Here is a 22,890-nt window from a genome sequence, read left to right as displayed (position 1 = left end):
CCCGCGTTGCCCGGCTGGTGCGTGCCGCCCTGCCCACGGTCAGCAACGACAGGACGACAATGCCCACTATCGCACCCCACCCCCGGCAACCGCCCGAGGTCACCGGTGGCGTCGACACCCACCTCGACACCCACACCGCAGCCGTGATCGACCCGATCGGACGGGGCCTGGGGACCCGGCAGTTCCCCGCCGACCCGGCCGGGTACGCCGCCCTGCTGGACTGGATGCACACGTTCGGACGACTAACACGGGTCGGGGTCGAAGGCACCGGAGCCTACGGAGCCGGACTGGCCCGGCAGCTGCACCGCAAACAGGTCGAGATCATCGAGGTCGACCGCCCCCACCGCAAAACCCGCCGGTTCCAGGGCAAGTCCGACCCGATCGACGCGATCGCCGCCGCCAAGACAGCCCTGGCCGCAGAACGCACCGCGACCCCCAAGCAACGAGACGGCCGCATCGAGGCACTGCGCACCCTGCGGGTCGCCCGCCGCAGCGCCGTCGAGCAGCGCGCCGACACCCAGCGCCAGATCAGGGCCCTGATCGTCACCGCACCCGACCCGCTACGCGAGCACCTCCGCCACCTGAAGCTCCCGGCACTGATCACCACCTGCGCAGGATGGCGCCCCGACCGCACCGACACCGCATCCCCGGCCACCGCCACCCGGCTCGCCCTGCGCTCCCTGGCCCGCCGCCACCAGCAGCTCACCACCGAAATCACCGATCTCGACCAGCTTCTGGCGCCCTTGGCGGCCACCATCAGCCCACGCCTGCTCGCCGTCCCCGGCGTCGGCACCGACGTCGCCGGCCAGCTCCTGGTCACCGCCGGGGAAAACCACGACCGGCTCACATCCGAAGCCGCGTTCGCCATGCTCTGCGGCGTCGCCCCAATCCCGGCCTCATCCGGCAAAACCACCCGCCACCGCCTCAACCGCGGCGGCGACCGGCAAGCCAACGCCGCCCTCTACCGTGTCGTCCTCACCCGCCTGCGCTGGGATGACCGCACCCGCGCCTACGTCGAACGACGCACCGCTCAAGGCTTAACCAAAAAAGAGATCATCCGCTGCCTCAAACGCTACGTCGCGCGCGAGCTCTACCAGATCATCACCACACGCGACCCCGAACCCGCCACTTGACATCCATAGGAGCATCTCATTCAGGGCGTCGGAGGTCCTGAATGACTCATTCAAGACCCGCGGGCGGGCCGCGCTAGGGCGTGTCTGACAATGTTTTGGTCCAGGTGATCACGGCGTGGAGGACGACTGCTGAGCGGTAGACGATGGCGAGCTTGTCATAGCGGGTGGCCAGGCCTCGCCATTGTTTGAGCAGGTTGAACCGGCGTTCGGCAACGTTGCGGCCGCGGTAGTCCACCGGGTCGAAGGCGGGCGGCCGCCCGCCGCGGGAACCGCGGCGTTTGCGGTGCCCGGCCTGATCAGCAGGCTCCGGGATCACGGCGGTGATGCCGCGGCCGCGCAGATGACTGCGGATCGCTCGCGAGGAGTAAGCCTTGTCACCGCGGACCCTGTCGGGCCGGGTACGAGCCCGACCGTGTCCAGTTCGAGGGATCCGCAGGTGCCGCATCAGATGCGGGAACATCGGCGCGTCCCCGGCCTGGCCCGGCCCGACCAACATCACCAGCGGCCGGCCGTTCCCGTCGACGAGGTGGTGCACCTTGGTGCTCCACCCGCCGCGGGATCGGCCGATCGCATGATCAGGCGGCTCGGCGAGCAGATCCGTGTAGTTCGACCCAGCCCCCTGTGGGGCGGGTGATGTTGGTGGCGTGCTGATGCGCTCGGGCGATCGTGGAATCCACCGACACCGACCAGTCCACCATGCCCGCGGCGTCGGCTTCGGTGAGCAGGCGCTGCAGGACGGTGTCCCAGGTGCCGTCACCGGCCATCCGGCGATGCCAGGTCCAGATTGTCTGCCACGGACCGAACACCGCCGGCACATCCCGCCACGCCAGTCCGCACCGATACCGATAGATGATCCCCTCGACCATCGCCCGTGCATCCGAGAACGGCCGCCCACGCTTACCGGTGCGGGCCGGCAGTAGATCCTCGATCAACGCCCACTGAGCATCCGAGAGCAACTGAAACCGCGACACGACCAACAGCATCCCAGCCACCATCCAGAATGTTTGTCAGACACGCCCTAGGCCGATCGGGCGGTTCCCGGCCCGTGGATGTGTGGCCGGCGCCCGGGCTGGGAACTCGCCTCCTCGGCCTGGGGAGGGAACATGGTTCTGGACAAGCTTTTCTTCGACGGCGAGCCCGCGCAGGTCCGCAGGGTCCGGGCTTGGGTTCGCGACCGGCTCGCCGCCGCGGAGGAGGTACCCGAAGACGTCACCGCGACCGCCGTGCTGGTCGCGGGGGAGCTGGCCGCGAACGCGGTCCGGCACGCGACGGCTCCGGCGTGCGCCCTGCTGACGTGCGCCGACTCGACGGTCTGGATCGGTGTCGAGGACTCCGGCGGCGCCGCCTGGTTCGACCCGGCCGCCCCCGACGTCGCCCCGGTCGGCACCGGGCTGGCGCTCGTGGCGGCGTGCAGCAGCCGTCGCGGGCACTTCCACCGCCGCGACGGCGGCCGCACCGTGTGGGCGGAGATCCCGATCGGCACCTGACGTCCGTCAGCCCAGGGCGGCCGCCATCGAGCGCGACGGCACCGCGTTCAACGCCGCGAGCGTCTCCGCGTCGAGCACCAGCTCGCCCGCGGCGAGGTTCGCCTTGAGGTGGGCCGCACTCGCCGTGCCCGGGATGAGGTGGACGTTCGGCGCGTGGTGCAGCAGCCACGCCAGCCCGACCTGCTCCGGCGTGACGTCCAACGCGGCCGCCGCGGCGCGCACCGCCGGTTCGTCCGTGACCTTCGGCAAGCCGGGGAACGCGCCGCCCAGCGGGAAGTACGGCACCCACGCGATGCCCTCCTCGCGGCACAACGCCAGCAATTCCTCGTCGTCGCGGGAGACCAGGCTGTAGGCGTTCTGCACGCACGCGATGCCCGCCGGGAGCGCGTGGCGCAGCATCTCGAGCGTCACGCTGCTGAGCCCGATCGCGGCGATCTTGCCCTCGTCGCGCAGGGTGATCAACGTCGCCAGCTGGTCGTCGACGTCGACGAGCTGGTCACCCTCGGCCAGTACGCCGGGACGGCGGTCGGCGCGGCGCAGGTTGACCAGGTCGAGCCGGTCGGTGCCGAGGCCGCGCAGGTTGGCCTCGACGCTCGCGCGCAGCTGCTCGGGCCGCTGGGCGAGGCGCAGCGGGACCGGGCCGTCCGGGTCCGGGTCCGCGCCGACCTTGGTGGCGACCAGGACGTCGTCCCCGGCCACCTCGCGGATGACGTCGTTGACGAAGCCGTGGCCGTAGAAGTCGGCCGTGTCGAGGTGGTCGACGCCGAGGTCGAGGGCCCGGCGCAGGAGGGCGACGGCGGCCGAGCGGTCGTCGCGGAGGCGTTCGAGCTGCATGGCGCCGTAGCCGACGCGGGTGACGGTCCGGCCGGCGAGGGGTGCGGTGGAAGGCATGGTGGTCCCGCTCTCGTGCGATGATGGGGGAAGCGGAGGTGCCTCCGCTAACCCGACCGTAGCACAACCGGAGGGACCTCCGTTTTGTCTTCGCCCGAACCCGCGCGTCCGGTGCGCGCCGACGCGCGCCGCAACCGCGAGAAGCTCGTCGAGGTCGCGCGGGCCGCGTTCGCCACCGACGGCGCCGTCGCGCTCGAGACCATCGCCCGTGAGGCCGGCGTCGGGATCGGCACGCTCTACCGGCACTTCCCGACGCGCGAGGCGCTCGTCGAAGCCGTCTACGCGGCCGAACTCGACGACGTCACCGCCAGCGCCCCGGCCCTGCTCGACCAGCACCCGCCCGCGGTGGCGCTGCGCGCCTGGATGGACCGCTACGCGGCCTTCTTCGCGACCAAGCTCGGGATGGCCGACACGCTCCGCGTCAGCCTCGGGACCGGCCGGATCGTGACGGCGGAGACCCGCGCGCGCATCGTCGCGGCGATCGGCGCGATCCTCGACGCGGGCGCGAAAGCCGGGACCTTGCGCGACGACGCCGACCCGGAGGACGTCACGTTGCTGCTGCTCGGCGCTTTCCTGTCGGCCGGACAGGAGCCGGAGCGGATCGGGCGGATGCTGGACCTGCTGGCGGCCGCCCTGCGGCCCTGATTCACTCCGGGCGGATCGGCAGCTGCGCGCCGTCCCGCAGGAACACCGGGATCCGCTCGGCCGGAGCCGCCGCCTCGACCGTGGTCCCGCCTTCGTGACGCGCGCCGGTCACCGCGTCCGTCCACACCGGACCCGACGGCAGGTAGACGCGCCGCGACGTCACCCCCGGCTCGAGCACCGGGGCCACCAGCAGGTCCGGGCCGAGCAGGAACTCGTCCGAGACGTCCCACGCGGCGGCGTCGCCGGGGAAGTCGACGAACAGCGGCCGCATCGGCGGGACGCCCTGCTCGTGCGCGACCCGCATCTGCGCCATCAGGTACGGCCGCAACCGCTCGCGCAGCCGCAACGACTCGGTGATCGCCTCCAGCGCCTCCGGGCCGTAGGACCAGACTTCGTTGGGCCCGCCGGTCATCTCCGGCCCGAACCCGGGACGCGGGTCGCGGAAGCCGTGCAGCCGGAAGAGCGGGCAGAACACGCCGTACTGGAACCACCGGACCATCAGCTCGCGGTACTCCGGCGAGTCCGGGTCGCCGCCGTGGAAGCCGCCGATGTCCGTGGTCCACCACGGGATCCCGGCCACCGCGACGTTCAGCCCGGCCCGCACCTGCGCCCGCAGCGACTCCCACGTCGCCCCGACGTCGCCGGACCACAACGCCGCCCCGAACCGCTGGCTGCCCGCCCACGCCGACCGGGACAGCAGCACCACCTCGTCGTCGCCCTCGGCGCGGATGCCGTCGTGGAACGTCTGCGCGTTCGCCTGCGGGTAGAGGTTGAACACCTCGGCGCCCGGGCCCGCGTGGAAACCGAGGTTGTGCGGGTGGCCCGGCTGGATCTCCGGCTCGTCGCCGTCCAGCCACCACGCGCGCACGCCCAGGTCGTAGTAGTTCTCCTTGACCTTGCCCCAGACGAACCGCCGCGCCGCCGGGTTGGTCGCGTCGTAGAAGGCGACCGGCATCTCGACTCCGAACCCCTTGTCCTTCCAAGGCGCGTGGAACGGGACGCCGTTCTCGGCGGCGACCAGCAGCCCCTGTTCGTGCAGCTCGCGGTAGTTCTCCGACAGCGGGCTGACCGACGGCCACACCGACACCATCAGCTTGACGCCCAGCTCGCCCAGCTCCCGCACCAGCCCGGCCGGGTCGGGCCACTCGGCCGGGTCGAACTTCCAGTCGCCGAGGTGCGTCCAGTGGAAGAAGTCCGTCACGATCACCGAAAGCGGCAACCCGCGCGAATGGTACTCACGTGCGACGGAAAGCAGCTCCTCCTGCGTCCGGTAGCGCAGCTTCGACTGCCAGAACCCGGCCGCCCACTCCGGCAGCATCGGCGCGTGGCCGGTGGCGTCGGCGTAGTGGCCGAGGATCTCGCGGGGGCCGTCGCCGGTGGTGACCCAGTAGTCGAGCTGGCGGGCGTCGTCGGCGACCCAGCGGGTGCCGTTGGCGGCGAACTCGGCCCGGCCGACCGCGGGGTTGTTCCACAGGAACCCGTAGCCGCGGCTGGAGAGCAGGAACGGGACCGACACCTCGGCGTTGCGCTGCACCAGGTCCAGGACCAGGCCCTTCTGGTCGAGCCGCCCGTGCGTGTGCTGGCCGAGGCCGTAGATCCGCTCGTCGTCGTAGGCGGTGAACCGCTGCTCGAGGCGGCCGTACCCGTTGCGGGACGGCATGAACAGCCGCGCCCCGGGCCACCAGAAGTGCGCGCGCTGCTCCGACAGCAGCTCTTCGCCGGTGTCGGTCCGGACGAACTTGAGCTGGGCGTCGATCCCGGTGTCGGTGTCGGCGATCTCGACGACCGCGGTGAGGGCGCCGTTGACCACCCGGCCGGTCCGCCCGTCCGCCTCCGCGGTGGCGGCCGACGGCTTCGCGGGCAGCAGCGCCCCCGGCACGTCGTCGAGAATCCGGTGCCGCCCGGCACGCACGCGCAGGCTGTTGGCGCCCCAAGGCTCGACGCGCAGGACTTCGTGCCGCACGGTCACTTCGAGCGAGCGGCCGTCTTCGGTCGTGGCGATCACGCGGTCTCCTTAGTCTTTGACGGCGCCGCTGGTCAGCCCGGCGACGACGTACCGCTGGGCGACGACGAGCAGGACGGCCGCGGGGATCGCGGCGAGGACGGCGGTCGCCATGATCCCGTTCCAGTCGGCGGACTGGTTGCCGACGAACCGGTAGATGCCCACCGTGATGGGCTCGAACGACTGCCCGGTGGTGAGGGTGACGGCGAACAGGAAGTCCGCCCAGGCGAACAGGAACGAGAACAGCCCGGCGGTCACCAGCGCGTTGCGGCTGACCGGCAGGATGATCGAGAAGAACGTGCGCCAGTACCCGGCACCGTCCACTCGGGACGCTTCGGTGAGCTCCTTCGGCACGGAGATCATGAACGCCCGCAGCAGGAGCACGGCGAACGGGATGGTCGCGGTCGAGTCGGCGAGTACCAGCCCGAGGTAGTTGTCGATCAGGCCGAGGTTGCCGAACACCGTGTACAGCGCGTTGGCCATCACGATGCCCGGGATCATCTGCACGATGAGCAGGACGAACACCAGCACCGGGCCGCCGCGCACCTTGAGCTGGGCCAAGGCGTACGACGCGGGCGCGGCGACGGCCAGCGAGACGAGCACCGCGCCGAGCGCGATGACGACGCTGGAGAGCAGGTTCGGCCCCTGCGTCGCGAGGGCCTCGCGGTAGCCGTCCAGAGTGCCGCCGATCGGGAAGAACGCCGGGTCCGGGCGCAGCAGCGCGCCGCCGGGCTGCAGGGACGCGTTGACCATCCAGTACAGCGGGAAGAGCAGCACCGCGACGATCAGGACGCCCAACACCGTGCGGGCCTTCACGCCGCCGCCTCGGCCAGCGTCGCCTTCGCCGAACGCAGGTACAGCAGGCCGAAGACCGTCGCCACCAGGATGAGGACGTTGCCCACGGCGGCACCCTGCCCGAATGCGAAGTCCCCGAAGCTCAGCCGGTAGGACCACGTCGTCAGCGTCTGGGTCGCGTTGGCCGGCCCGCCGCCGGTGACGACCATGATCACGTCGAACACCTTGATCGTGTAGACCAGCCCGAGCATGAGCACGATCCCGGTGACCGGCCGCAGCAGCGGCCAGGTGACGTGCCGGAAGCGCTGCCACGCGTTCGCGCCGTCCAGCGACGCGGCTTCGTAGAGCGACGCCGGGATCGCGCGCAGGCCGCCGTGCAGGATGACCAGGTTGAACGGGATGCCGATCCAGATGTTGGTGAGGATCACCGCCGGCAGCGCCCAGCTCGTGCCGCTCAGCCACGGCACCGCGTCGAAGCCCAGGAACCGCAGGCCCGCGTTGAGCACGCCGTGGTCCTGGTCGAACATCCACCGCCAGACCGCGCCGCTGACCACCAGCGGCAGCAGCCACGGCAGCAGGAGCAGCGACCGCAGCAGCGAGCTGCCGAGGAAGCGGCCGTTGAAGAACACCGCGAGCGCCAGCCCGATGCCGAACTGGAAGACCAGCGACCCGGCGGTGAACAGGACCGTGTTCAGCGCCGCGGTCGAGAACAGGGGGTTGTCCAGCACGGCGGCGTAGTTCGCGAGGCCGACGAAGGGCGCTTCGCCGGTGTAGAACGACTTCACCGTGTAGTCCTGCGTGCTCATCACCAGGTTCGCGGCGAGGGGATAGCCGAAGAACACGACGACGTAGGCCAGCGCGGGCAGGAGGAACAGCCACGCGGCGAACCGGTTGTCCCGCCGGGACTTCCGGCTCGCGCGCGGCGGTGCCGTGACGGCCGGGGCGGCGAGCGTCACGACCCGCTCGTCTGCTGCGCGGTCTTCAGCGCCTGGTCGGCGGGCTGCTTCCCGGTCAGGGCCGCCTGCAGCGCGTCGGCCAGCGCCTGCGAGACCTTCGGGTACTTCTCGCCGAGTTCGGCGGTGCGGGAGCGGGCCGAGCCGACCTCGTCGACGAACGCCTGCATCGCGGGCTGCTCCGCACCGAACTTCGTCGCGGTGGCTGTCTTCGACGGGATGTAGGCGTGTGCCTTGCTCCACTCGAGCATGGTCGGTTCGGACAGGATGCAGGCGAGCACCTTGCCCGCGGCCTGCTGGGCGGGACCGCTGGTGACCGGCACCGTGCCGACCTCCCCGCCGAGGGCGACCACGGGCTTCCCGCCCGCCCGCGGCACCGGGATCGGCACGACGCCGTAGTGCAGCGACTGCTGTTCGTCCAGCCGGGCCAGGTTCCACGACCCGTTGATCATCATCGCCGCGTTGCCCGCGACGAACTGGTCGGCGACGTCGTTCTGGTTCCAGGTCACCACGGACTTCGACGCCGACCCCGAGTTCACCAGGTCCGTGACGTACTGCAGCGCCTGCGTGGCCTGCGGCGAGTCCAATTGGGACAGTTCGGCGCCGTTGCTCCAGAAGAACGGCAGGAACTGCCAGGTGCCCTCTTCGGACGGGATCGCGGAGAAGGCGAGGCCGTACTTTCCGTCCTTGGTCAGCTTCGCCGCGGCCGCCTTCAGTTCGTCCCACGTCTTCGGCGGTTGCACCCCGGCCGCGGTGAGCAGGTCCTTGTTGTAGATCAACGCGAGCCCGTTGACGCCGGGCGCGACGCCGTACACCTTGCCCTGGTAGGTCCCGGCCTTGACGATGCTTTCGTAGTAGCCGTCGGTGGTGATGCCGTAGTCGGCCAACGGCGTCAGCGCGCCGGTGGCGGCGACCTGCTGCAGCGTCGGGTTGTCGGTGAAGAGCAGGTTCGGCAGCGTCTTCGAGCTCGCGCCCTGCAGCACCTTCGGCAGCATCTGCGCGGTCGGCACCTTCTGGCGCTCGATCTTGATCCCGGTCTGCGCGGCGCACGTGTCGAGGATCTTCTGCCAGGCGGCGGAACCCTGTTCGTCGGCGTAGTAGTCGAAGCTCGGTGATCGACGAGGCGGGCTGCGCGCCGTTCGCCGTGGACGGGGCCGGGCTGGGGCTGCACGCCGCCAGCAGCGCGGCACTCGCCGTCAGGATGAAAGCGCGACGGACTACGGACATGGCGATTCTCCTTCGGCGGTGGAGCAGAACCGGGTGTCAGGCGCGCGGCGCGGCGGTGCTGTCGCGCCGGGTGAGGCGGGGTCCGAGCAGCCGGACCTCGGGCGTGGTGTGGCCGGCGAGCCGGCGCATGGTCATCTCGACGGCCTGGGCGCCGACCTCCTCGGCCGGGATCGCCACCGTGGTCAGCGCGACGGCGTGCTGCGCGGCCATGCTGTCCGGGCACACCGCGACGACCGAAATGTCTTCGGGCACCCGCAGGCCGCGGTGGCGCAGGTCCGACAGCAGCCCGGGCAGCACGGCCTCGTTGTGCACGACCAGGCCGGTCAGGTCCGGGTCCTCGGCGAGCAACTCGTCGAGGCAGGCGCTGACCGCTTCGTAGGAATGAGCGCACGGGCGGGACACCGCACGGATTTCGCGGGTCTTCGCGGCTTCCTCGAAACCGCGCAGGAACCGCGTCGCGTAGCTCGTGCCGCGCCGGTACACGGCGGGGGAGGCGCCGATCAGCGCGATCGAGCGGTGGCCGAGGTCGGCCAGGTGCGCGACGCACGCCGAGCCGGCGGCGGTGAAGTCCAGGTCGACGCAGCTCAGCCCGGCCGGGTGGTCGGGCACGCCGATGAGCACCACCGGCAGGTCGAGCGCGATGAGCATCGGCACCCGCGGGTCGGCGGCTTCGACGTCCATCACCATCAGCGCGTCGGCGATCGCCGACGACGCCACCCGCTGCAGCGCGGCGGGGCCTTCGTCCTTGGTGAGCAGCAGCAGGTCGTGGTCGTGCGCGCGGGCCGCGGTGACCGCCGAGGCGACGAACTCCATCACCACGGCGACGTTGAGGTCCGTGCGCAGCGGCACGACCAGGGCGAGCACGTTGGTCTTGCTGCTGGCGAGCGCCCGGGCCCCGGCGTGCGGGTGGTAGCCGAGCTTGCGGATACTCTCCTCGACCAGCCGCCGGGTCTTCGGTGAGATGGACCGCTTGCCGCTGATCACGTACGACACCGTGCTGGGTGCCACGCCCGCCGCGTTGGCGACGTCGTTGATCGTGACCACGGGCGGCCTCCTGAGGACGGTGCGGGAGATCGGAGTCGAAGCGCATCGACGATGGCACGAAGGTAAGTGACACCCGCCCGAAACACAAGCAGGATTTGCCGCCGGCGGATATTCGATTCCCATTCGACGGCGGTGGTTCTTGTCGAAACTGTCGAACGTGCCTGATGGCGGATCTTCCCCCAGCTCAAGGACGGGTTTCCCGAGTGGTCCGGACATCCTGGGAGCGCGCCCAGGAAGTCTTGACCCCGCCCTAACGCGGCTGTAATAGTCGTCACCATCCTCACCTTCGACGCGAATGTTCCGCGCCGCACTGTCGAAACGATTCGACGAATCCGGGAGGCCGTCCGTGCGCCAGTCCCCGCTCCGCCGCGCCCTCGTGCCGGTGGTGACCGCGACCCTGCTGCTGGCGCCGTCCCCGGCGCTCGCCGCGTCCCCACCGCCGTTCCGCGACCCGGCGTTGCCGCTGGCCACGCGGATCGACGACCTCCTGTCCCGGCTGACCGCGGACGAGAAGATCTCGCTGCTGCACCAGTACCAGCCGGCCATCCCGCGCCTGGGCATCGGCGTCTTCAAGACCGGCACGGAAGCCCTGCACGGCGTGGCGTGGTCGACCGACTACGACAACAACGGCGCCGTCGTCAAAGCGGACGGAACGGTGTTCCCGCAGGCGATCGGCCTGGCCTCGACGTGGGACCCGGCGCTGGTGAAGCAGGTCGGCACGGCCGTCGGGCAGGAGGCGCGCGGGTTCAACGCGCGCAATCCGACGCTGTGGGGCCTGAACCTGTGGGCGCCGGTGGTGAACCTGCTGCGCGACCCGCGCTGGGGCCGCAACGAAGAGGGCTACTCGGAGGATCCGCTCCTCACCGGGGAGCTGGCGACCGCGTACGGCCACGGGATCCAGGGTGACGACCCGCGGTACCTCCAGGCCGCCCCGACGCTGAAGCACTACCTCGCCTACAACAACGAGGTCAGCCGCGACACGAGCAACTCGTCGGTGCCGCCGAAGATCCTGCACGACTACGACGAGCAGGCGTTCAAGATCCCCCTGGAAGCGGGGGCGGCGAACGCCGTCATGCCGTCGTACAACCTGGTCAACGGGCGGCCGAACACGGTGAGCCCGGACCTCGGCGGCCTGCTGCGGAAGTGGGCGCCGCAGGACATCGCCGTCGTCAGCGACGCGGGTGCGCCGTCCAACCTGGTCAACTCCGAGAAGTACTACGCCACTAAAGCCGAGGCGGACGCCGCGGCGATCAAAGCGGGTCTCGACAGCTTCACCGACAACGACACCAACGGCTCGATCACGGTCACCGCCGTCAAGGAGGCACTGGCCAAGGGCCTGCTGACCATGGCCGACGTCGAAACGGCCGATCGCCACCTGCTGTCGCTGCGGTTCCGGCTCGGCGAGTTCGACCCGCCGGGCCGCAACCCGTACGCGAAGATCACCCCGGCCGTCATCGGTTCGCCGGAGCACCGGGCGCTGGCCCGCGAGACGGCCGACGAACAGATGGTGTTGTTGCGCAACAACGGGAACGCGCTGCCGCTGGACGCGGCGAAGACGAAGAAGGTCGCCGTCGTCGGCCCGCTGTCCGACACGTTGTACGAAGACTGGTACAGCGGGGCGATGCAGTACCGCGTCACCCCGGCGCAGGGGATCGCGGAGCGGCTCGGCTCCGCGGGCACCGTCGCGTCGTCGGAAGGCGTCGACCGGATCGCGCTGAAGGACCTGGCCACGGGCCGGTACCTGACGGCGCCCGCCACGCCGGGCAAGGTGACCGCGGGCGGGACCGTCGCGGGCACCGCGGAGTCCTTCGACGTGTTCGACTGGGGCGCGGGCAAGAACACCCTGCGCGCGGCGGCGAACGGCCGGTACCTGAGCTACTCGGGCGGCGCGCTGGTGAACGACGCCGAGCAGCCGACGGGCTGGTTCGTGCAGCAGCAGCTGAAGCTCGACGCGCAGCCCGACGGCAGCTACGTGCTGGAGTACGCGGGCAACGAAGTCACGGAACCGTGGTTCGGCCCGAACCGGTACGCCGTCGTCGGGGCGGACGGCGTGCTGACGATTTCGTCGCCGGACGCGGCGCACGCCACGAAGTTCGGCCGCGAGGTGCTGGGCAGCGGGGTTTCCGCGGCGGTGGACGCGGCCCGCGGGGCGGACACGGCGGTCGTGGTGGTGGGCAGCATGCCGTTCATCAACGGCCGCGAGGCGAACGACCGGACGAGCACGGAGCTGGCTCCGGCCCAGCGAGCGCTGATCGAGGCCGTGCGGAAGGCGAACCCGCACACGGTGGTCGTGGTGGAGAACAGCTACCCGACGACCGGGTGGGACACCCTGGACGTGCCCGGGATCGTGTGGACCAGCCACGCGGGCCAGGAGACCGGCCACGCGGTGGCGGACGTGCTGTTCGGCGACGTGAACCCGAGCGGGCGGCTCACGCAGACGTGGTACGCGTCCGACGCGGGCCTGCCGAGCATCCTGGACTACGACATCGCGAAGACCGGCCTGACGTACCAGTACTACCGCGGGAAGCCGTTGTACCCCTTCGGGTACGGGCTCAGCTACACGACCTTCCGCCACGGCGCGGTACGGGCCTCGCGCACCGGTGCGACGGTCGAGGTCAGCGTGGACGTGACGAACACCGGCGACCGCGCGGGGACCGACGTCGTCCAGCTGTATTCGAAGAACTCCGGCGTGCAGCGGCTCCGGGACTTCACCCGGGTGACGCTGGCGCCGCACGAGACGCGGACGGTCCGGTTTTCGGTGCCGGTGAAGGAGCTGGCGTCCTGGGACGTCTCGCGGGACCGGTCCGTGGTCGCCGCCGGGGTGTACGAGTTCTCGGTGGGGCACAACGCGGCGGATCTCTCCGCGCCGCAGCCGGTGTTCGTGCCGGGGGAGCGGGCGCTGCCCCGCGACCTGAACCGTCCGACGGCGGCGCAGAACTTCGACGACTACGCCGGGACGACGTTGACGGACACGTCGAAGACGTCGGGCACCTCGGTGGCGGCCGTCGCCGGGAGCTGGGTGGCGTACGAGAACGCCGCCTTGGCGGGCCCGGCGCGGTTCACGGCCTCGGTGTCCACAGTGGAGGGAGCACGCATCACGGTCCGGCTGGGGTCGCCGACGGGCCGGATCCTGGGCACGGCGGCGGTCCCGCCGACCGGGGACCGCTACGCGTACACGAGGGTGACCGCTCCACTCGCCACGACCACCGGCCGCCAGGACGTCTACCTGACGTTCGACGGGCCGCTGAACCTGGCGACGTTCTCCCTGCGGTGACGGCCGCCGTGGGGGTCGTGAGTGTTTAGGGCGGTTCTAACCGCCCTAAACACTCACGACCAGCCACGCGCGGACTCAGGGTTTCCGGCCCACTCCGGCGTACGGCAAGGTGTTGATCGCGGGGTCGTCGGACATGTCGCCGACGCCCTCGGGCTTCCACATCGCGCAGCCCACCACGCCCGGCTCGACGACCTCGAAGCCGTCGAAGAAGGCGAGGACCTCGTCGTGCGTGCGGGGGACCGGCTGGTTCTGCTGGTCCTGGTTGGTCTTGTACACCTCGACCGCCTCGTCGAGCCGCTCGGACTCGGAGTCGGCCGCGACGTGCGTCACCGCCAGGAAACTGCCGGGGGCCAGCCGGTCGCGGTAGCGGGCCACGATGCCCGCCGGGTCCCAGGAGTCCGGCACGAAGTGCAGCAGCAGCAACATGAACACGCCGACCGGCTCGTCGAAGTCGAGCACCTTGGCGGCGCCGTCGAAGATGTCGTTGACGTCGCGCAGGTCGGCCTGCAGCACCATGCAGTTCTCGTTGTCCTGCAACAGCAGTTCGCTGTGCGCGACCGCGACGGACTCGCGGTCGACGTAGACCACCCGGCACGCCGGGTCGGCCTGCTGGACGATCTCGTGCAGGTTGCCCACGGTCGGGATGCCGGAGCCGATGTCGAGGAACTGCCGGACGCCGGCGTCGACCATGTACCGGGCCGCGCGGCGCAGGAACGCGCGGTTGAGCCGGGCCGCGTCGCGCACACCCGGCATGATCTTGAGGATCTGCTCGCCGAGGGCCCGGTCGGCGGCGAAGTTGTGGTCCCCGTCGAGCCAGAAGTCGTACACCCGCGCCGGGTTCGGCACGGTGGTGTCGATCTCCGGCGGTACCCAGCTCAGCTCCCCGGTCACGGGACCTCCCACCCTCGCGGACTCTGGAGTGGCGGAGTCTAGTCCCCGCCGTGCCGCTAAGGTGTCCCGGTCCACGAGGAGACGAGGCCATGACGAACCCGCGTCCCGTTCCCGGCGGCTGGCCCGTGCTCGGGCACACGGTGCCGCTGCTGCGCGACCCGCTGAAGTTCTTCGCATCCCTGCCCGCGCACGGAGATGTCGTCAAACTCCGGCTCGGCCCGCTGCCGGTCACCGTCGTCACCACCCCCGAGCTGTCGTGGCAGGTGCTGGCCACCGACGCCGACAAGTTCGACAAGGGCCTGGTCTTCGACAAGATGCGCCCGCTCTTCGGCGACGGCCTGGCCACCTCGAACGGCGAGCTCAACCGCCGTCAGCGCCGCCTGGTGATGCCCGCCTTCGGCCGCGCCCGGATCGCGGGCTACGCCGAGCACACCATGACGAAGCTGGCCGACGAGCTGGCGAGCTCGTGGCGGCCCGGCGAAGTCGTCGAGTTCGACCGGTGCATGCAGGACCTCGTGCTCACCATCGCCGGGCAGACGCTCTTCTCGACCGCGCTCGGCGAGGACGCCCTGCGCGAGATCCAGCGTTCGATCCCGGTCATGCTCAAGTACGTGCTGGTGCGGGCGTTCTCGCCGAAGTTCGTGGAACGGCTGCCGATCCCGCCCAACCGGAAGTTCGACGCCGCCGCCGCGCGCCTGCGCGAGGTGATCGGCGAAACCGTCGTCACCGCCCGCGAAGAGGGCGCCGACCACGGCGACCTGCTTTCGATGCTGCTGCTGGCCCGCGACGAGGACACCGGCGAAGGCATGTCCGACCGCCAGGTGCACGACGAGGTCATCACCATTCTGACCACCGGCGCCGAAACCACCGCGGTCGCGCTGGCCTGGTTCTTCCACGAGCTGGGGCAGCACCCGGACGTCGAACGGCGCTTTCACACGGAGGTCGACGAGGTCCTCGGCGGGCGGCCCGCGCGCTTCGAGGACCTGCCGGATCTGGTGTACACGCACCAGATCGTCAACGAGATCGTCCGCCGCACGCCGCCGCTGATCCTCATGCGGCGGGCCCGCGAAGACGTCGAACTCGGCGGGGTCCGGGTGCCGACGGGCACCGAGGTCGCGGTCAGCCAGCACACGCTCCACCGGGATCCGCGCTGGTTCCCGGACCCGGACCGGTTCGACCCGGACCGCTGGTCGCCCGGCCACACAGCGGAACTGCCGAAGGGCGCGTACATCCCGTTCGGCGCGGGCGCCCGGTTGTGCCCGGGGCACGTCTTCGCACCGACGGAGATCGGCATCGTCGCGGCGACCATCGGGGCGCGGTGGCGCCTGGTTCCGGTGCCGGGCAAGAAGGTGTACGCGCAGCTCAAGGCGACGATGCAGCCGAACCGCCTGCCGATGACCGTGGTGCCGCGGACCTGACGGTGCCCGTTCCACTACCGGGTGTAGTGTTCTCGGGTCCCGAACAGCCACCCCCCTTCCGGAGGAGTACGGCGTGAGACTGCCGGTCAAGCTGACGTCCGCGTTGTTCGCCTGCGGGGTGCTCCTCGCCTCGCTCACCGCCGCGATGCCCGCCGAGGCGGCCGCGATCTCCTGCACCGACACGGATCTCCCGGTCGGCGGCCCGGGTCTGCCACCGCTGGTGCCGGGCACGCCCGCGACCGTGTACGGCAGGCTGTGCCTGCCCGCCGGCGAGGCGCCGGACACCGTCCAGCTGCTCGTGCACGGCGGGACGTACAACAGCGCGTACTGGGACCTGCCCTACCAGCCCGAGCGGTACTCCTACCAGCGCGACATGGCCGCGCACGGGTACGCGACGTTCGCCGCGGACCAGCTCGGCGCCGGCGCCAGCAGCCACCCGCTGAGCCTGCCGCTTTCGGTGTGGGCAGCGGCCGAGTCGATGCACGAGGTGGTCGGGCACCTGCGGGCCGGGCGCGTCGGCGGGGTGCCGTTCGCGAAGGTGGTCATCGTCGGGCACTCGGTCGGGTCCGGGGTCGTCGCGGTCGAGGCGTCGACCTACCACGACGTCGACGGCGTCGTCCTCACCGGCATCACGCACCTGCCGGCGCTGCCGGTGCTCGCGCTGGGCGCGGCCCTCGGTCTCCAGCCCGCGCTGCTCGACGGGCAGCTCGGCCGGCTGGGCAGCGACCCGCTGTACTTCACGACGAAACCGGGGGCGCGCGCCGGGTTGTTCTACGCCGGCGGCGACGCCGACCCGGCCGTGATCGCGGCCGACGAAGCCACGAAGGACCAGGTTTCGGTGCCGGGGATGGGCACGGTCGCGTTGTTCGGGATCGTGCTGCCCGCGACGAAGGGAATTACCGCACCGGTTTTGCAGGTGGTGGGGGAAAAGGACGTCCTTTTCTGCGGACTGCTCGCGTTGCGTGACTGTGCGCACCCCGACGTCTTGCGCGCGCAGGAAGCGCCCTACTACGCCGATCCGTCGAAACTGTCGATGTACGTTCTTCCGGGTGCGGGTCATTCCGTTGCGTTGCACGAAAACGCGGCGGACTACCGGGACGCCACCCGGTCGTGGCTGCGGGACCGGCTGGCGATCGCTCCGCAGGGTTATCACTCGATTGGGTGAATCCTGTTTCGTGCGCCGGACACCAATTCGCGCCAAGATATATCGGTTACCCGAACGCGAGTGTGTGCCGATAACCAGGACAGGCTGAGGTGACTGCTCCCCATCCCCGTGGCGACGTCCCGCGGAAGAAGCCGTCCGCCGAACGGGCGGCGAAACGGCTGTCGACGCTCGCCCGCAAATGGGGTTACCTGATCAGCACCACGGCGTACGTGCCGCACCCGCCGGACGAGATCGAGCGCGAGCTGCGCGTGCTGGCGGGCAGCCTGTTCGACGCGGTCGTGAGCGAACCGCCGGACCTCGAGGCGGCCGCGGCGGCGGGCGGACGGCTCGTCGAGCTGCGCTGCGTCGGCTCCGACAGCCTGCGCCGCAGCCTGGAGATCCTCGGCAAGGCGCTGCTGCGCGAGCCGGAGCTGCACCGCGTCGACGGGCTCGCCGAGCGGGTGGTGCTCGTGCTCGGCGCGTTGAGCTCCGGCTACGGCGAGATGCTGCGCGAAGACATCCAGAAGCGCCAGGAGGGGTTGAGCCGCGCGCTGCTGAAAGTCGAGCAGGAGACGCGGCAGAAGCAGGTCATCACGCGCGCGCAGTTCGAAGCGGTGTTCACCGGCTCGGCCAGCGGTGTCGCGCTCACCGAGCTGGACGGCCGGGTGCTGCGCGCCAACGCCGCGCTCGCGAAGACGCTCAACCGCACGCCCGCCGAGATCGCGTCTATGACGTTGTTCGACCTGGTGCACCCCGAGGACGTCGAGCAACTTCGCGAGGACTACCGCGACCTGGTGGCGGGCAAGCTGCACCGGCTGCGCGCCGGGCGGCGCCTGGTCGGCAAGGACGGCGAACCGATGTGGGCGACGTTCGCCGCGTCCGTCGTCCGCGACGCGGTCGGCGCGCCCCGCCAGCTGATCACCATCGTCGACGACGACACCGAGGTGTCGCTGCTGCAACGGCGGCTGAGCCACCAGGCACTGCACGACGTGCTCACCGGGCTGCCGAACCGGCAGTTCTTCAGCACCCGCTTGGAAAACCTGCTGCGCGAGGCCGACCCGGCCCGCGGCGTCACGCTGTTCCACCTCGACCTCGACGGCTTCTCGCGGATCGCCGGCGGGCTCGGGCCGGACCTCGGCGACCGGGTGCTGCGCGGGGTCGCGGCGAAGCTCAAAGCGGTGTTCGAGGGCGAAAAGGCGCTCGTGGCGCGACTGGGCGCCGACGAGTTCGGCGTGCTGGTGCAAAACGGCGAGGACACGCCGGGGGTGGTGGCGCTCGTCCGCCGGATCACCCACGAGCTGGCGGAGGCGGAGTACGTCGACGGCGACCGCGGGGTCGCGGTGTCGGCGGCCATCGGCGTCGTCCACCGCCCGCCCCGCGACGTCACGCCCGCGGAGCTGCTGCGCGCGTCGGACCTGACACTGCGGCGCGTCCAGGCGGCGGGTGGCCAGTGGGGGTTGTTCGACCGGGAGCTGGACCGCCGCGACCGCCACGACTTCGGGCTCGCGGCGTCGATGGCGGGCGCGTGGGAGAACGGCGAGATCGACGTCGCCTACCGGCCGCTGGTCCGCCCGGACGGCGAAGAGGTGGCCGGGGTCGAGGCGCGGCTGCGCTGGACGCACCCGGCGGAAGGCGTGCTGTCCCACGAGACGTGCGTCCGCCTGGCCGCCGAGACGGGGCTGGCCCTGCCGCTGGGCACGTGGCTGCTGCGCACGGCGGCCGAGCGCCTGGCGGCGTCCGGTGCGTCGGTGCCGCTGACAGTGGAACTGACGGCCCAGCAGGCCGCCGACCCGGAGTTGGTCGGCGAGATCCGCCGGATCCTCGACGAAACGGGCCTGGCGCCGGAGAACCTGCGCCCCGGCTTCCCGGCGGCGACGCTGACGGCCGACACCGGCGAAGCGGCCGACAACCTGAACGTCCTGACGGAAATCGGGGTGGGCGCGGAGATCCACGACTTCGCCGACGTCACGTGCCTGACGGAGTTCCCGGCCCGCACGGTCCGCCTGGCGCCGGGCCTGGTGGCCCGCCGCGAACACCCCGTGGCGGCGCGGGCGGTGACGGCGTTGATCGAAGCGGCGCACCTGGCCGGCGCCGAAGTCGGGGTCGCCGGGGTCGAGTCCGCCGAGCAGGCCGCGTGGTGGCGGGAGCGGGGAGTGGACCGGGTTTCGGGCCCGCCGTTCACCGCGGTGCCGGGCGGGTTGCCGCGCTGCTGAGTCAGATCCGGACGAGGACCTCGTCGAGGGGTTTGCGCCGCGACGCTGTCGGCGGCCGGGGACCGACCGGGATCACCGCGAACGCCTTTTCGTTGCGCGGACGGCCGAGCAGCTCACCGAGGAACCGCATCGGCGACGGCGTGTGCGTCAACGCCGCCAGTCCCGCCACGTGCAGCGCGGTGAGCAGCATGCCGACCGCGATGCCGACGGATTCGTCGACGTAGTAGTGCTTGCGGACGCCGCCGTCGTCGTCGAGGGCGAACCGTTGCTGGAACACCACGATCAAGTACGGCGCTTCCGTCAGGTGGGGCTTGACCGCGTCCGTGCCGAGCGGCCGCAGCGCGTCGAGCCAGGCGTCGCCGAGCCGCCCGTCGTAGGAAATCCGTTCCTCCGCCTCGGCGGCTTCGCGGATCCGCCGCCGCACGGCCGGATCGGTGACGAGGACGAACGTCCACGGCTGCTGGTGCGCCCCGCTCGGAGCGGTGGCGGCGACCGCGATCGCGTCGAGCACCGCGCGTTCGGGGACAGGGTCGGGGGAGAACATCCGCACCGAGCGCCGGGCTTCCATCCGCTGCCGCAAAGCGGCGGCCTGGGCGAGCCCTTCGGCGGCGGGCAGCCGGGCGGGCCGGTAGGGCACGGGGTGGTAGGTCATGCCCGGATTGTGGCGAGGGCCGACCGGCGGCAGCAGGGCCGAACGTCGGTGCTCGCCACGGCCACCTCGCGCCCGCGCGCAAGCCAGGCCGACACCGTCACCTGCTAGATGTCCGCCCCTTGCCCTCGAGCGACGCCGCGCGAGTGGTGAACGGACTCGACGTCCGGAGGATTGATCGGCACCCAGACCGACTGTTCGAGTCCCGGGCCGACGAACAGGCGCCAGTCCTTCGCGTCCATCGCGTTCCGCAGGCTCGGATTCGCCGACCGCCCCTCCTGCCAACCGGCGGCTTTCAGGTCCTTCACCAGCTCATCCGCCAGCCTCTTGGCTTCACTGCCCACGTCAGGTCCTCCCGTCGCCGCGGCACGGTGCGCCGAGCAGCTGTGCGATTCGCGAGGCACCAGTATCCGTTCTGCGGACGGGAAGGTGATCCTTCCTTCGATTTTTACGCCGAACGGTCCAATGTAACTAGGCCATTTGGTCCTGTCGCGCGAAGTGAGCTCCTCATTACCCTCCAGTAGCAGGCAGTGGTGCCGATCACAGTCGCTCCAGGAGGCCCCATGGCGTCGCGCGTGCGAGGACCCGGCTCCGAAGACCGGCGCGAACTGCGGCTCAGGCACATCGCCGGCTGCCTCTCCTGCACCCTCAAGTGCGGGTACTGCGGGCTGCCGGTGCGGCTCACCGGGCCAGGGGCGCACCCCGGCTACGGCGTCGTCGAAGAAATCGGGGCGGAACTGGTGCTGCTGCACCGGTTCTGCCGCGGCGCGCTCGGGCGCTGCCGGACGCGGGGGTGCGTGCTGCGGCGCGCCCACCTCGGCCGCGCGACCGAGCGGTACGAAACCGGCCACCGCCGGCCGGGGCGCTACCAGCGCCTCGGCGTCCGGTGGTCGCCCGACCTCGATCTGTACCGGAAACACTGGCGGGTCGCGAAGATGCGGTACGCGTGCAAGGCGTGCCGGTACTACACCGGCTCGCACTGAGCCGGTCCTTCCATCACGACGCGGAGGACTCGTGCTCGTTCGTCTCATCCTCGGCCTGCTCATGACGGTCGTCGGCCTCGCCGTCGCCGGCAAGCGCGTGGCCTTCCTGTACCAGCTGATCAAGGCCGGTCAGCCCGACACGAAGCGGTCGAACGAGCTGGGCGCCCGCCTCTTCGCGCAGGTGCGCGAGGTGTTCGGCCAGCGCAAGCTGCTCAAGTGGTCGGTGCCCGGCGCCGCGCACTTCTTCACGTTCTGGGGCTTCGTGATCCTCGCTTCGGTGTACCTCGAGGCGTACGGGGCCCTCTTCGACGAGAAGTTCGCCATCCCGTGGATCGGGCACTGGGCGGTGCTCGGCTTCCTGCAGGACTTCATCGCCGTCGCGGTCGCCGTCTCGCTCGGCGTGTTCACGGTGATCCGGATCCGGCAGGCGCCCGAGCGCAAGGACCGGGCGTCCCGGTTCTACGGCTCGCACACCGGCGGCGCGTGGCTGATCCTCTTCATGATCTTCAACGTCGTCTGGACGATGTTCTTCTTCCGCGGCGCGTCCTCGGCGTCCGGCAACTTCCCGTACCAGTCCGGCGCGTACGTCTCGCTCGGCGTCGGGAACCTGCTGGAGCCGCTCGGCCACTCGACGACCGAGGTGCTCGAGACGGTCGGCCTGCTGCTGCACATCGGCGTGATGCTGGTGTTCCTGTCGATCGTGCTCTACTCGAAGCACCTGCACATCTTCGTCGCGCCGATCAACGTGTCGGCGAAGCGGCTGCCGGACGCTCTCGGCCCGCTGCTGCCGATGGAGTCCGGCGGCGTCGCGATCGACTTCGAGGACCCGGGCGAGGACGACACGTTCGGCCGCGGCAAGATCGGCGACTTCACGTGGAAGGGCATGCTCGACTTCGCCACGTGCACCGAATGCGGCCGCTGCCAGTCGCAGTGCCCGGCGTGGAACACCGGGAAGCCGTTGTCGCCCAAGCTCGTCATCATGAACCTCCGCGACAACCTGTTCGAGGAGGCGCCCTACATCCTCGCGGGCACCGAGCACGAAGAGGCGCGCCCGCTGGTCGGCCCGGAGGCCGACGGCGGCGTGATCGACCCGGACGTCCTGTGGTCGTGCACCACCTGCGGCGCGTGCGTCGAGCAGTGCCCGGTGGACATCGAGCACGTCGACCACATCGTCGACATGCGCCGCTACCAGGTGATGATCGAGTCGGCGTTCCCGACCGAGCTGGGCGGGCTGTTCAAGAACCTGGAGACCAAGGGCAACCCGTGGGGTCAGAACAACTCCGAGCGGCTCGCCTGGACGAAGGACCTCGGCTTCGACGTCCCGGTGTTCGACGGGCAGCTGGGCGAGGACGTCGAGTACGTGTTCTGGGTCGGCTGCGCGGGCGCGTTCGACGACCAGGCCCGCAAGACCGTCCGCGCGACGGCGGAGCTGCTGCACATCGCCGGGGTCAACTACGTGGTGCTGGGCAACGAGGAGTCGTGCACGGGCGACCCGGCGCGGCGAGCGGGCAACGAGTTCCTGTTCCAGATGATGGCCCAGCAGACGGCGGAGACGTTGAACGCGGTGTTCGAGGGCCGCGAGCCGAGGCTGCGCAAGATCGTCACGACCTGCCCGCACTGCCTCAACACGCTCAGCCGCGAGTACCCGCAGCTGTACGGGCACTACGAGGTGGTGCACCACACGCAGCTGCTGAACCGCCTGGTCCGCGGCGGCCAGCTGACCCCGGTGAAGGGCGTGGACGACGGACCGCGCGTCACGTACCACGACCCGTGCTACCTCGGCCGGCACAACAAGGTCTACACGCCCCCGCGCGACCTGGTCGGCGCGGCGGGTGCCCAGCTGACGGAGATGCCCCGCCACGCGGACCGGGCGCTGTGCTGCGGCGCGGGTGGCGCCCGGATGTGGATGGAGGAGCAGATCGGCAAGCGGATCAACCTGGAACGGGTCGACGAGGCGATCGCGACGGACGCCGAGACGATCGTGACCGGGTGTCCGTTCTGCCGGGTGATGCTCACCGATGGGCTGGTTCAGCGGCAGAGCGAGCAGAAGGCCGAGAACGTCGATGTCCGGGATGTCGCCCAGCTGCTGCTGGAGCGGGTGAAGACCCCGGAGGCCGCACCGAAACCCTGATCCCGGTATT

The 22,890-nt window shown here is 70.9% G+C and carries 19 protein-coding genes and 1 pseudogene; 9 read left to right on the top strand and 11 right to left on the bottom strand.

Annotated elements, in window-relative coordinates; translation table 11 throughout:
• Positions 1–59: 59 nt before the first annotated feature.
• Positions 60–1,133, top strand: coding sequence for an IS110 family RNA-guided transposase (locus QP939_RS42075; protein WP_285459970.1), 1,074 nt, complete (start codon positions 60–62; stop codon positions 1,131–1,133).
• 73 nt (positions 1,134–1,206) lie between these two features.
• Here the strand turns inward: QP939_RS42075 and QP939_RS52300 are convergent, their stop codons facing one another.
• Together QP939_RS52300 and QP939_RS52295 are read right to left on the bottom strand one after the other, a co-directional pair.
• Complete coding sequence (locus tag QP939_RS52300) at positions 1,207–1,668, bottom strand: transposase (RefSeq protein WP_414641853.1); 462 nt, start codon at positions 1,666–1,668, stop codon at positions 1,207–1,209.
• A 40-nt stretch (positions 1,669–1,708) separates the two neighbouring features.
• Positions 1,709–2,116, bottom strand: coding sequence for a transposase (locus tag QP939_RS52295; RefSeq protein WP_414641854.1), 408 nt, complete (start codon positions 2,114–2,116; stop codon positions 1,709–1,711).
• Between the two features lie 120 nt (positions 2,117–2,236).
• Here QP939_RS52295 and QP939_RS42065 point away from each other — a divergent pair, with 120 nt between their 5' ends.
• Positions 2,237–2,620, top strand: a complete 384-nt coding sequence (locus QP939_RS42065; protein WP_285452256.1) for an ATP-binding protein — start codon at positions 2,237–2,239, stop codon at positions 2,618–2,620.
• Positions 2,621–2,626: 6 nt separating this feature from the next.
• Here the strand turns inward: QP939_RS42065 and QP939_RS42060 are convergent, their stop codons facing one another.
• The gene (locus QP939_RS42060; protein WP_285452254.1) at positions 2,627–3,511 is read right to left on the bottom strand and encodes an aldo/keto reductase; all 885 of its coding nucleotides are present in this window, start codon (positions 3,509–3,511) and stop codon (positions 2,627–2,629) included.
• 84 nt (positions 3,512–3,595) lie between these two features.
• Here QP939_RS42060 and QP939_RS42055 point away from each other — a divergent pair, with 84 nt between their 5' ends.
• Positions 3,596–4,156: a TetR/AcrR family transcriptional regulator gene (locus QP939_RS42055; protein WP_285452253.1), complete on the top strand. Its 561-nt coding sequence runs from the start codon at positions 3,596–3,598 to the stop codon at positions 4,154–4,156.
• Position 4,157: 1 nt separating this feature from the next.
• Here the strand turns inward: QP939_RS42055 and QP939_RS42050 are convergent, their stop codons facing one another.
• From QP939_RS42050 to QP939_RS42030, 5 genes and pseudogenes are all read right to left on the bottom strand, one after another.
• Positions 4,158–6,161 carry a glycoside hydrolase family 31 protein gene (locus tag QP939_RS42050; RefSeq protein WP_285452251.1) on the bottom strand — a complete coding sequence of 668 codons (2,004 nt, stop codon included), beginning with the start codon at positions 6,159–6,161 and terminating at the stop codon, positions 4,158–4,160.
• Between the two features lie 9 nt (positions 6,162–6,170).
• Positions 6,171–6,974, bottom strand: a complete 804-nt coding sequence (locus QP939_RS42045) for a carbohydrate ABC transporter permease (RefSeq protein WP_285452249.1) — start codon at positions 6,972–6,974, stop codon at positions 6,171–6,173.
• Entirely contained in the window at positions 6,971–7,909 is a 939-nt protein-coding gene (locus tag QP939_RS42040; protein WP_285452248.1) for a carbohydrate ABC transporter permease, read from the bottom strand. Before QP939_RS42040 ends, QP939_RS42045 begins: the two co-directional genes overlap by 4 nt.
• Positions 7,906–9,133, bottom strand: a pseudogene (locus QP939_RS42035) (sugar ABC transporter substrate-binding protein). Before QP939_RS42035 ends, QP939_RS42040 begins: the two are co-directional and overlap by 4 nt.
• A gap of 36 nt (positions 9,134–9,169) precedes the next feature.
• Entirely contained in the window at positions 9,170–10,177 is a 1,008-nt protein-coding gene (locus QP939_RS42030) for a LacI family DNA-binding transcriptional regulator (protein ID WP_285452246.1), read from the bottom strand.
• Between the two features lie 346 nt (positions 10,178–10,523).
• Here QP939_RS42030 and QP939_RS42025 point away from each other — a divergent pair, with 346 nt between their 5' ends.
• Positions 10,524–13,451, top strand: a complete 2,928-nt coding sequence (locus QP939_RS42025; RefSeq protein WP_285452244.1) for a glycoside hydrolase family 3 protein — start codon at positions 10,524–10,526, stop codon at positions 13,449–13,451.
• Positions 13,452–13,526: 75 nt separating this feature from the next.
• Here QP939_RS42025 and QP939_RS42020 read toward each other — a convergent pair whose 3' ends face one another.
• Positions 13,527–14,342 (bottom strand): SAM-dependent methyltransferase, encoded by an 816-nt coding sequence (locus QP939_RS42020; RefSeq protein ID WP_285452242.1) that lies wholly within the window; start codon positions 14,340–14,342, stop codon positions 13,527–13,529.
• An 89-nt stretch (positions 14,343–14,431) separates the two neighbouring features.
• Here QP939_RS42020 and QP939_RS42015 point away from each other — a divergent pair, with 89 nt between their 5' ends.
• The 3 genes from QP939_RS42015 (at position 14,432) to QP939_RS42005 (ending at position 19,117) form a co-directional block, all read left to right on the top strand.
• Complete coding sequence (locus QP939_RS42015; RefSeq protein ID WP_285452241.1) at positions 14,432–15,760, top strand: cytochrome P450; 1,329 nt, start codon at positions 14,432–14,434, stop codon at positions 15,758–15,760.
• Positions 15,761–15,833: 73 nt separating this feature from the next.
• The gene (locus QP939_RS42010; RefSeq protein WP_285452239.1) at positions 15,834–16,925 is read left to right on the top strand and encodes an alpha/beta hydrolase; all 1,092 of its coding nucleotides are present in this window, start codon (positions 15,834–15,836) and stop codon (positions 16,923–16,925) included.
• An 89-nt stretch (positions 16,926–17,014) separates the two neighbouring features.
• Positions 17,015–19,117 (top strand): putative bifunctional diguanylate cyclase/phosphodiesterase, encoded by a 2,103-nt coding sequence (locus QP939_RS42005; protein WP_285452237.1) that lies wholly within the window; start codon positions 17,015–17,017, stop codon positions 19,115–19,117.
• A gap of 1 nt (position 19,118) precedes the next feature.
• On the opposite strand, the gene QP939_RS42000 is transcribed toward QP939_RS42005, so the two are convergent.
• A complete protein-coding gene (locus QP939_RS42000; protein WP_285452235.1) occupies positions 19,119–19,769 on the bottom strand; it encodes a nitroreductase family protein in 651 nt (216 codons plus the stop codon).
• A 104-nt stretch (positions 19,770–19,873) separates the two neighbouring features.
• Positions 19,874–20,110 (bottom strand): hypothetical protein, encoded by a 237-nt coding sequence (locus QP939_RS41995; RefSeq protein ID WP_285452233.1) that lies wholly within the window; start codon positions 20,108–20,110, stop codon positions 19,874–19,876.
• Positions 20,111–20,329: 219 nt separating this feature from the next.
• Here QP939_RS41995 and QP939_RS41990 point away from each other — a divergent pair, with 219 nt between their 5' ends.
• Positions 20,330–20,749 carry a hypothetical protein gene (locus QP939_RS41990; protein WP_285452231.1) on the top strand — a complete coding sequence of 140 codons (420 nt, stop codon included), beginning with the start codon at positions 20,330–20,332 and terminating at the stop codon, positions 20,747–20,749.
• Between the two features lie 31 nt (positions 20,750–20,780).
• Positions 20,781–22,880, top strand: a complete 2,100-nt coding sequence (locus QP939_RS41985) for a (Fe-S)-binding protein (protein WP_285452229.1) — start codon at positions 20,781–20,783, stop codon at positions 22,878–22,880.
• Positions 22,881–22,890: the final 10 nt, after the last annotated feature.

Source organism: Amycolatopsis nalaikhensis (genome assembly GCF_030264295.1).
Classification (GTDB): domain Bacteria; phylum Actinomycetota; class Actinomycetes; order Mycobacteriales; family Pseudonocardiaceae; genus Amycolatopsis; species Amycolatopsis nalaikhensis.
This window is presented reverse-complemented; position numbering and strand designations above follow the sequence as displayed.

What these genes read in the sequence shown, in the direction of transcription:
- QP939_RS42075 (WP_285459970.1), top strand. Translation starts at nt 60, where the DNA reads ATGCCCACTATCGCACCCCACCCCCGGCAACCGCCCGAGGTCACCGGT.
- QP939_RS42065 (WP_285452256.1), top strand. Translation starts at nt 2,237, where the DNA reads ATGGTTCTGGACAAGCTTTTCTTCGACGGCGAGCCCGCGCAGGTCCGC.
- QP939_RS42000 (WP_285452235.1), bottom strand. Translation starts at nt 19,769, where the DNA reads ATGACCTACCACCCCGTGCCCTACCGGCCCGCCCGGCTGCCCGCCGCC.
- QP939_RS42015 (WP_285452241.1), top strand. Translation starts at nt 14,432, where the DNA reads ATGACGAACCCGCGTCCCGTTCCCGGCGGCTGGCCCGTGCTCGGGCAC.
- QP939_RS41990 (WP_285452231.1), top strand. Translation starts at nt 20,330, where the DNA reads ATGGCGTCGCGCGTGCGAGGACCCGGCTCCGAAGACCGGCGCGAACTG.
- QP939_RS52295 (WP_414641854.1), bottom strand. Translation starts at nt 2,116, where the DNA reads ATGCTGTTGGTCGTGTCGCGGTTTCAGTTGCTCTCGGATGCTCAGTGG.
- QP939_RS42060 (WP_285452254.1), bottom strand. Translation starts at nt 3,511, where the DNA reads ATGCCTTCCACCGCACCCCTCGCCGGCCGGACCGTCACCCGCGTCGGC.